Source organism: Psychrobacter sp. HII-4 (genome assembly GCF_904846595.1).
Classification (GTDB): domain Bacteria; phylum Pseudomonadota; class Gammaproteobacteria; order Pseudomonadales; family Moraxellaceae; genus Psychrobacter; species Psychrobacter celer.
In genome coordinates this window covers 1-8,678 of record NZ_CAJHBJ010000054.1, presented here as the reverse complement: position 1 = coordinate 8,678, position 8,678 = coordinate 1, and the positions used below count along the sequence as shown (strand labels likewise).

Below are 8,678 nucleotides of genomic sequence, written 5' to 3'. Positions count from 1 at the left end.
CCAATGTTCATCGTTAAGCTTGGTGCGAGCCATAAGTGACGCCTTGTTTCTTTGTTGTGGTAAACATTAGAGTAAGGCGTTGCTTATTTTTTTCAATGTTTTCTCAATTCTATACAGCCCCTAATTATAGTGTGGTTTTGTTATTAATATGCAGTGATAGCTTTAGATAAAATACGGCACAAACAATCACTTTATTTTTAAAATAAAGTATAAGTGCTTCACCATTTAAAATAATTGAGGAAAGAAAATGTCCAATATCGATCAGTCTTTACAAGAGTTAATGCAAGTTGATGGCGCTATGGGTGCCTGTATTGTCGACTATATGTCCGGCATGGTGCTAGGTACGGCTGGTGGCGGCGTGGATTTAGAGCTTGCTGCTGCCGGTAACTCGCAAGTGGTCAAAGCCAAAATGGCAACGATGGAATCATTAGGTATCAAAGGTGATATCGATGATATGTTGATTACTCTAGAATCACAGATTCATATCATTCGCCCATCAGCGCATAACGAAGGTTTGTTTTTGTACTTGGTACTCGATAAAGCCAAATCAAACCTAGCTTTGGCGCGCCGTAAAGTACAAGGCATCGAAGCTAAGCTTGAAGTATAAATAAGCTAGAATCACGCTTCTTATTATTGAGTCATTGCTATTGCTGCCACTTTAAAGAGCGATGACTCGATACTCACCCCTTAATTATCAGTAGCTATCGTCATCATTGAACAAGCTACTTTATATGCCTTATTTAAGTGAGGGCAACATGAAATGTATTGCGTATGTCAGTAGAACCACTGCCAATGAGCGCGGTATCAACCTGCCTACCGGTTTGTCAAACATCGTACAGATATCTCGCAAACGCAATCCAGCCGCGCAAATCACAGGTGTTCTATCCTATCGCCGAGGCCAGTACGTGCAAGTGCTAGAAGGGCCGGCTATCGAGATCGATGACTTGATGAATAAGATATTGGCTGATCCTAGGCATAACGATATATGGGTGTTTGTCGACGAAAAAGTGACGAAGCGTAGCTTCGATAAGTGGAGGGTCAGTATCTTTGATTTTATCGATCAAGGCCCTATTTTTAAGACATTTATTGAAGACCATCAACAGACATTAGATGCTTTTACGTTTGAGCAAAAAGCACGTCTGCAAGATTTTATCAATTTAGGCAATAACAATGCCATAGCGACTCATTCTTACGATGGCAAATACCTAAAGCTGCTGGCATGGCCTGACCTTAATCGGACCAGTCAACCGCAGCTGATCATGAATCTTTGCGTCAAATTGACCAAAAACCCTTATCCTTTTGACAGTTTAGTCGCGAGTGATGAATTTGGGACTTATGATCAGGTCACTGATATTATCAAAGATTTTGAGTCATTAGGGATACTGGCGGTGACCGAGCCTGCGCCCAGTGCTGTGTCAGAGCCGGCCAAACCACAAGATATACCAGCAAAAAAACCGAGCAGGTTTTATGGTGCGATTAAAAGATTTTTAGGAATGGGGTAAGCAGTGGACTATCAGAAGCTAGCGATAATCGGAGAAGTAGGTGCCGGAAAAACTCGGCTGGTCAAGACTTTAAGCGAGATAAGTCCTCTTGAAACTGAAGCCAAGTCTAGTATCGATATAGGCAAAGAATATACGACTGTCGGTATCGATTATGGGCGTATTACTTTAGCCGATGATATGGCATTAGGTATTTATGGGGTGCCAGGTCAAGAGCGTTATTCTTTTTTGTGGGAGTTTGTCAATCGCTCTTTGTGGGGTCTGCTTATTTTGATTAAGTATGGCGATATCCCTGACTATAATAACTTGGACAAACTGCTGACTTTTTTTGCGCCAGAAAAAAACCAAACCACTTGTATCGTAGGAGTGACCCACTGTGAGGACGCCGACCCTGCAAGCCTAGCGGCGCTAGGACAAGAGGTTAGAGCGGTACTCATGCATCATAATGTAGTCGCGCCCATCATTAATGCCGACCCTAGAAGCCGAGAGTCCGCTATTGGTCTTTTGCAGCTATTTAATACTCTTAATAATGAACAGTAATGTTAGATACGATTATGATAAATGAAAACTCCCAAGCAAAAGCGGTGCTATCAAGCTGTATCAAAGAGCTTTGTGAAGCCAATAGAGAAATTGCGCTCGTGACTTTGTGTACCACTGATGGTTTTCCTATTAGTTGTTTTTCGATAAACGAGCTGAGCAATCAAGCAGATAAGTTTGCGGCGATGAGTAGCACGCTTTCAGCACTCAGCGATTCGTCTGCTAATCAAATGCAGCAAGGAGAGTGTGAGATCACTATCGTGGAGGCGACGTCGGGTAATATGCTGTTTGTAAAAACAGACTACCTGAGTAAGCCTTGCGTGCTGACTGTGGTTGCCAAAAACAAGATGACGTTAGCTGAAGCCAGATATAAGACGAAAAGACTCGCTAGTGAGATAACGGCTATCAGTGCATAAAGCGATTCAAGATAGCCTCTAAGCTTATAAAAAGCGCTGACTGGATATGATACATAGTCAGCGCTTTTTTATTAGCTGGTATAAGCGAGCTACCATAAGTTAGGTGCCATACTCGATAAACAAACATTATCAGCATGGCTATAATCAATACTCATAGGCGGCTTATATAAGGTGTATTACCAATCACGATATAAAATCAATACCGAAAAAAGAAAGCGCCATCATGGAAAAATTTCAAGAAAATTGCCATGCGTGCTGAAAAAACGGATGAGGCGTTTGCTGCTCATATCTATTTAGCAGCGACGATTATCCATTTACGGTAATTGTCAACATACCCTAGTAAAAATAACTGCTAACAAAATAATTCACCACCGAACTATCGTTATGATTAAAATAACGCAGGATACTTGTCTGATGGTGTGCAGCTCGTTGGTCGCCCAGCAACCTTGATGACTCTTAAATAATAAAAACCGCTTATGATAAATCCTCTCATAATAAAGGACGCAACGTGTCAGAACTAAAACGCATTTTGCAACAGATTACTGCGCTCAGTGATGTGCCCGATCCGGTGGTGCTCAAGCGCTTGATAAATGAGCTGCGCGTCAGTGATAGAGAGCCTGCCCTAGCCAATCAAAACATTCAATCACTAATCGACATCCTACGTCAGCATCCAGAGTATGCAGATGGGCTGGCCAGCTTTGTGTTAAAGCTCATTATCGAGTATCGACAAATTGCGCTATACACCGACACCGGCATCATGTCAGATCAAGGGTTTTTTAACAGTCTGCGCCGGCTGATTGGGCATCGGTTTTTGCCTTTATTGCCGCAAGAAGACTCCGTCGTTGAACTGGTGGGCTATTTATTTAATAAGCGCTCTGATGAACGCTGGCTGGCCAACATCGAGCGCGACAAGTGGGATGCGCTGGTCGAGCTACTAAAAGTCAATGAGCAGCATCTGGACCTAGTCGCTACCGCCAAAAACAATATATTAAACGCCATTATTATCTTATCGTACCGCATTAGCGGCATTGGCTTGCACCCCGATCTGATGGAGTCGTATCCTCAGATACTCAACTACTCTGCGTCTTTTGTCGCCCAAAACCAAGAAGCCGTGCTGTTTGTCAATCAGTATCGCCAAGCCCACGAGCTAGATACGCTGACAGACATCACACCCGAAAAAGCCGTAGACCCAGCGCCCTTGCTGGTCATGCTTGAGCAGTGCGAAGGCATCGTCGCCACCGTACGTAAGCGCATTTATAAAACAGGTATCTCTATTCGTCTGACCAACATGATGCTGCGCCTTGATCAAAGCCTGCAGCGCATGCGCATCTTGACCGAGCTTTTGACCGATGATCATCAAAAGCGAGATCATGCGGTGATTGAGCTGGTGCAGACGCTGATTACCACGGCCAATCGCCGCTATAGTATTGGCTATTTGATTGACAATAATACCAAACTGCTATCGCGCAAAGTCACAGAAAACGCCAGCCGCGTCGGTGAGCACTATATCAGTACCGACAAAGCTGGCTATCAAAAAATGTTTAAAAAGGCCTCTATCGGCGGTTTTGTCATTGCCTTTATGGCTACCATCAAGATACTGGCCTATCAATTGGCCTTAGCGCCGATGGGACGCGCGTTTGTTAATAGTATGATTTATGGCTTGGGTTTTGTATTCATTCATGTCATTCGCGGTACAGTCGCCACCAAGCAGCCGGCCATGACTGCTGCGGCCATCGCCTCAACGATATCGGACAGCTCGGGCAAAAAATCACGGCAATTGACCAAGCTCTCAGAGCTGGTGGTCGACATTTTGCGCACGCAGTTTATCGCTATCATGGGTAACGTCATGCTGGCTATCCCAGTTGCTTTGATTATCTCGTTTGCATGGCTACAGTACACAGGCGCACCGATGATCGACACCACCAAGGCTGAGCACCTCCTGCACGACCTTGATCCTTTTCGCTCATTGGCTCTGCCTCATGCTGCCATCGCTGGGGTGTATTTGTTCTTATCGGGGCTTATCGCTGGCTACTATGATAACTTGGCGGTTTATAACCATATAGGCGCGCGTATCCAGCGTCATCGACTCTTGCAATACGTACTGCCCAAATCTTGGCTCCAGCGGCTGGGCGGCTTTGTCGAGGCCAATCTCGGCGCTATCATGGGCAACTTTTTATTTGGTGTATTCTTAGGCAGTACCGCGACGATAGGCTATATCTTTGGTCTACCGATTGATATCCGCCATATCGCCTTTGCCTCAGCCAACCTAGCGCATGGATTGTTTAATATCTCCGCCGACCAAATCAGCTGGAGCGTGATTTTATTGTCGATCCTAGGAGTGGCGCTAATTGGCATCGTCAACCTGATGGTCAGTTTTTCTCTGGCGCTGTTTGTCGCGCTACGCTCCAAAGAAGTACGTTTCTTTGAATGGGGTCGTTTGACCAAATTGGTGTTTGGTCACATTATCAGTCATCCTTCTGACTTTTTTTGGCCGCGTGACAAGCCCATGAAATATGCGCGTATCGATAGCCAAGGACACATGATATTTGATGACACCTCGGCACAAAAAAGCGGTAAACCCCTTCCAAGTAACTATGTGGTACGCCGCCTATCCGATGTCAGAATACTGCCTGAGTCCAAACAGGCAGGGGCACAAAATGCGCAGACCAGCACCGACATATACTACGCCAATCAACCAAAAGGCGATCATATACAGCCGCATGCACCGCCAAAAAAAGTCATCGACTTAGATGACGGCCTCGTCGATGAAGAGCTAAACAGTGTGCCGTACGCCAATGATATTCAATACGGCAAAACCAACAATCTGTCAGCTGATAGTAGCGCGCAAAACCAGCGCCATCGTACTGACCAAAATAGTGCTGACCAAGGCATGAGCGCCCCTGATAGCAAGCCTGCAGGCGATGCCAAAACGCCACTGCCAAAACCGAAAAAACCACCAAAACTGCCCAGTTAATACGGGCACTTTGCTTATTCCGAACTGGGGTTTATATAGAGCGTGTCTTTATTTTAAAAATGGTGATAAAAATGAGATGAATGGCAGCCAAACATTATGATTAGACATTTTTATCAAACATTGTCATCAAACAACGAACACAGCGCAGAGAATATCGAGCTACTAGTCAGCTAATTGACAGCATTTGGCCAGAGTTAGCCATCTTTAATCCATCTAGAGGATTATCTATTGAAGTAAGGACACGCTCTAAGCATTACAGGTATTCAATATCTCGTTGTGTTAAGGGCGTTTGCTAATGGACGTTTTTAAAACGCATTAAACGCAAAGCATTAAGTGTAACCAGCACGGTTGCGCCAGTATCAGCCAATACCGCGATCCATAAACCAGTGATACCGAGTACCGTGGTGATTAAAAACACTGCTTTGAGGCCCAGCGCAAAAATCACGTTTTGATGAATATTAGATAAGGTTGCACGCGACAATGCAATCAGATGAGCGACGTCGGTCACGCGACTTTTTAATAAAGCGACGTCAGCCGTTTCAATGGCGACATCAGTACCACCGCCCATCGCGATACCGACATCGGCAGTCGCTAACGCTGGCGCATCATTGATACCATCACCAATCATCGCTATTTGGGCTTTAGTCTTCATCTCGTCTATCAAATGCAGCTTATCTTCGGGCAACAGCTCAGCTTGCCACTCTATATCTAGATGACTAGCAAGCGCTTGAGCAGTAAGGCGGTTGTCACCCGTCAGCATCATGGAGCGAACCCCCATTGCATGAAGCTGTGCTACGCCTTCTTTGGCATCGTCCCGCAACTCATCTCGTAGCGCGATTAGCCCGAGCACCTCACGGCTTTGCTCATCGAACAGTACCGACACCGTTTTTCCTTCATTTTGTAACGCTTCGATTTGGGCGTTTTGTTTGGCGGTTATTGAGGTTTGGTCGGCGGCATATACAGGAGAGCTGATGGTTAAAGAGCGCCCAGCTACCGTCGCATGCACAGCTTTACCTGCAGTCGCGTGAGCCTTAGACGCTACTGGTATGGCAATATTGGCCGTTTTGGCGTGATCGATGATGGCTTTTGCAAGCGGATGGTTAGAGGCGGACTCAACACTGGCAAACAGCGCTAATATCGCATTTTCATCTTGAGCATCCATATACTGCTGGGCAAAGGTAATAACGTCGGTCACGCGGGGCTTGCCTTCCGTTAACGTACCTGTCTTGTCAAAAGCAACCGTATTGACGCGACCAATGGTTTCTAACGCGCTCCCACCTTTGATTAGCAGGCCGCGGCGCGTCCCAACAGCCAGACCCGAGGCGATAGCGGCCGGTGTGGATAGGACGAGAGCGCAAGGACAGGCGATGAGCAATAATGCCAAACCGCGATATAGCCAAGTTGCCCACTCCCCGCCCATCACTAACGGCGGAATAATAATAACTAAAGCGGCAATCGCCATCACTGCTGGCGTGTAGTAGCGGCTAAACTTTTCGATAAAACGTGCAGTGGGCGCTTTGGAGGCTTGCGCCTGCTCCACTAGCTCAATGATTCGTGCAATGGTATTGTCAGCGGCTGTTTTTTCTACGCGTATGTGCAGCGCGCCCTCCGTATTGATGGCGCCTGCAAACACCTTGTCGCCTATTGTTTTGGCAACGGGGATAGACTCGCCGGTGATGGGCGATTCATCAAGGCTAGATGCGCCCTGAGTAATAATGCCGTCAGCAGATACCTTATCGCCTGGGCGTACCAGCACCAAATCCTCGATTTGTAATGAAGATGTCGGTACATCGCGCTGCCCGCCTTGTGCGTCAAGTAAAATCGCAGTCTTTGGCACCAGTGCTGCCAAAGCCCTAATGCCAGCACGCGCGCGATCAGCAGCCACGCTCTCTAGTAGCTCGCCGACTGAGAATAAGAATACCACTGCTGCTGCCTCTGCAGGCTCACCAATAATAAGCGCACCAATTGCCGCAATCGACATCAGCATCTCAATCGAAAAAGGTGTGCCGGTCGACGCTAAGGCAAAGGCTTTACGAGCAAAAGGAGACACGCCCACAATGACGGCAACAGCAAATGCCCACATGCCATAATCAGAAAAAACCACTGATAGCGCGTAAGCGGCGCTCATCAACACACCAAGACCAATGACTCGCTTACCTTTGCGGCTTTGCCACCAACGTGGCTGCTCTGTAGCGGACTGACGGCTACTATTTGCTGCGGTTGATTGATCCGTTATGGCAGATATACCAAACCCGAGGCGCTTAATGGTTTTTTCGATGTCACTAAATTGCGTCTCTCCATCAGGATCCAGTGTTAGCGTTAACTTTTCGGTGGCAAAGTTAAGCTGTACATCAGAGATGTCAGGCATACGAGCGAGCGCCGTTTCGATTTTACCGACGCAGCTGGCACAGTCCATACCTTCGATATGATATTGCATAATTATTTTTCCTAATGCGTTGTCCTGATAACTTGTGCTGCTATAAGCATTTTTTAATAAATCTATTATGAACCCTATAGTGGCTTTAGAGTCAAGGTACTTCGTCTTTAACGTCATAACATTGATTTATTAGTCATTAAACTTTATAGTTACTTTAATGTTTAATGCTCAAGAGGCAGTTATGCTGATTAAAATCGGAGAACTCGCTAAACGCACAGGCGCGACAGTAGAAACCATTCGTTACTATGAAAAGGAAGGATTGTTGCCTGAGCCTTCACGCAGTGCAGGCAATTATCGTTTATATAATGACACCCACATCGAGCGTCTACAGTTTATCCTGCACTGTCGTACGCTTGATATGAAGTTGGATGAAGTACGGGTGTTATTGCAGTACTGGGATGAGCCTGACAGAGACTGCGGCAATGTAAATGCCTTGTTGGATGAGCATATTGAGGCGGTAGAAGTTCGTATTGAAGAGTTGATGCAGTTAAAGCAGCATCTAATGGATTTGCGAAAAAAATGCCTATCTAGCGCACCCGCGGTATCCTGTGGAATATTAAATGCTCTTGCTGATAATTCTTGTCATCAGTAGAGACATCAGCCGTATTGTTTAGACACTACATTATAAATAGTCAAAGGAATAATTTTGTCTGAATTAAAAACTGTCGGGCTTTTTGCCATTACTGCACTAGGGTGTGTTGACATATAGAGAATAATTGATAATTATAGTGCTATGACTAGATTAACACTAAGTGATGCCCAGTGGGCAAAGATAGAACCGTATTGTGCAGGTAAAGAGACCGATGTTGGTAGAA

7 protein-coding genes are annotated in these 8,678 nt (G+C 45.8%); 6 read left to right on the top strand and 1 reads right to left on the bottom strand.

The window, feature by feature from the left end; translation table 11 throughout:
• Positions 1 to 247 precede the first annotated feature (247 nt).
• From JMX98_RS13020 to JMX98_RS13000, 5 genes are all read left to right on the top strand, one after another.
• Positions 248 to 607 (top strand): hypothetical protein, encoded by a 360-nt coding sequence (locus JMX98_RS13020; RefSeq protein ID WP_201587192.1) that lies wholly within the window; start codon positions 248 to 250, stop codon positions 605 to 607.
• 148 nt (positions 608 to 755) lie between these two features.
• Positions 756 to 1,502: a BLUF domain-containing protein gene (locus tag JMX98_RS13015; protein WP_201587190.1), complete on the top strand. Its 747-nt coding sequence runs from the start codon at positions 756 to 758 to the stop codon at positions 1,500 to 1,502.
• A gap of 3 nt (positions 1,503 to 1,505) precedes the next feature.
• Entirely contained in the window at positions 1,506 to 2,039 is a 534-nt protein-coding gene (locus JMX98_RS13010; protein WP_201587188.1) for a GTP-binding protein, read from the top strand.
• Complete coding sequence (locus JMX98_RS13005; RefSeq protein ID WP_201587186.1) at positions 2,039 to 2,452, top strand: roadblock/LC7 domain-containing protein; 414 nt, start codon at positions 2,039 to 2,041, stop codon at positions 2,450 to 2,452. Before JMX98_RS13010 ends, JMX98_RS13005 begins: the two co-directional genes overlap by 1 nt.
• A gap of 508 nt (positions 2,453 to 2,960) precedes the next feature.
• Complete coding sequence (locus JMX98_RS13000; RefSeq protein WP_201587184.1) at positions 2,961 to 5,426, top strand: site-specific recombinase; 2,466 nt, start codon at positions 2,961 to 2,963, stop codon at positions 5,424 to 5,426.
• 292 nt (positions 5,427 to 5,718) lie between these two features.
• On the opposite strand, the gene JMX98_RS12995 is transcribed toward JMX98_RS13000, so the two are convergent.
• Positions 5,719 to 7,863, bottom strand: a complete 2,145-nt coding sequence (locus JMX98_RS12995) for a heavy metal translocating P-type ATPase (RefSeq protein WP_201587182.1) — start codon at positions 7,861 to 7,863, stop codon at positions 5,719 to 5,721.
• A 181-nt stretch (positions 7,864 to 8,044) separates the two neighbouring features.
• Between JMX98_RS12995 and cadR the strand changes: the two genes are divergently transcribed.
• Entirely contained in the window at positions 8,045 to 8,455 is a 411-nt protein-coding gene (gene cadR, locus JMX98_RS12990) for a Cd(II)/Pb(II)-responsive transcriptional regulator (RefSeq protein ID WP_413786558.1), read from the top strand.
• The last annotated feature ends 223 nt before the right edge of the window (positions 8,456 to 8,678 follow it).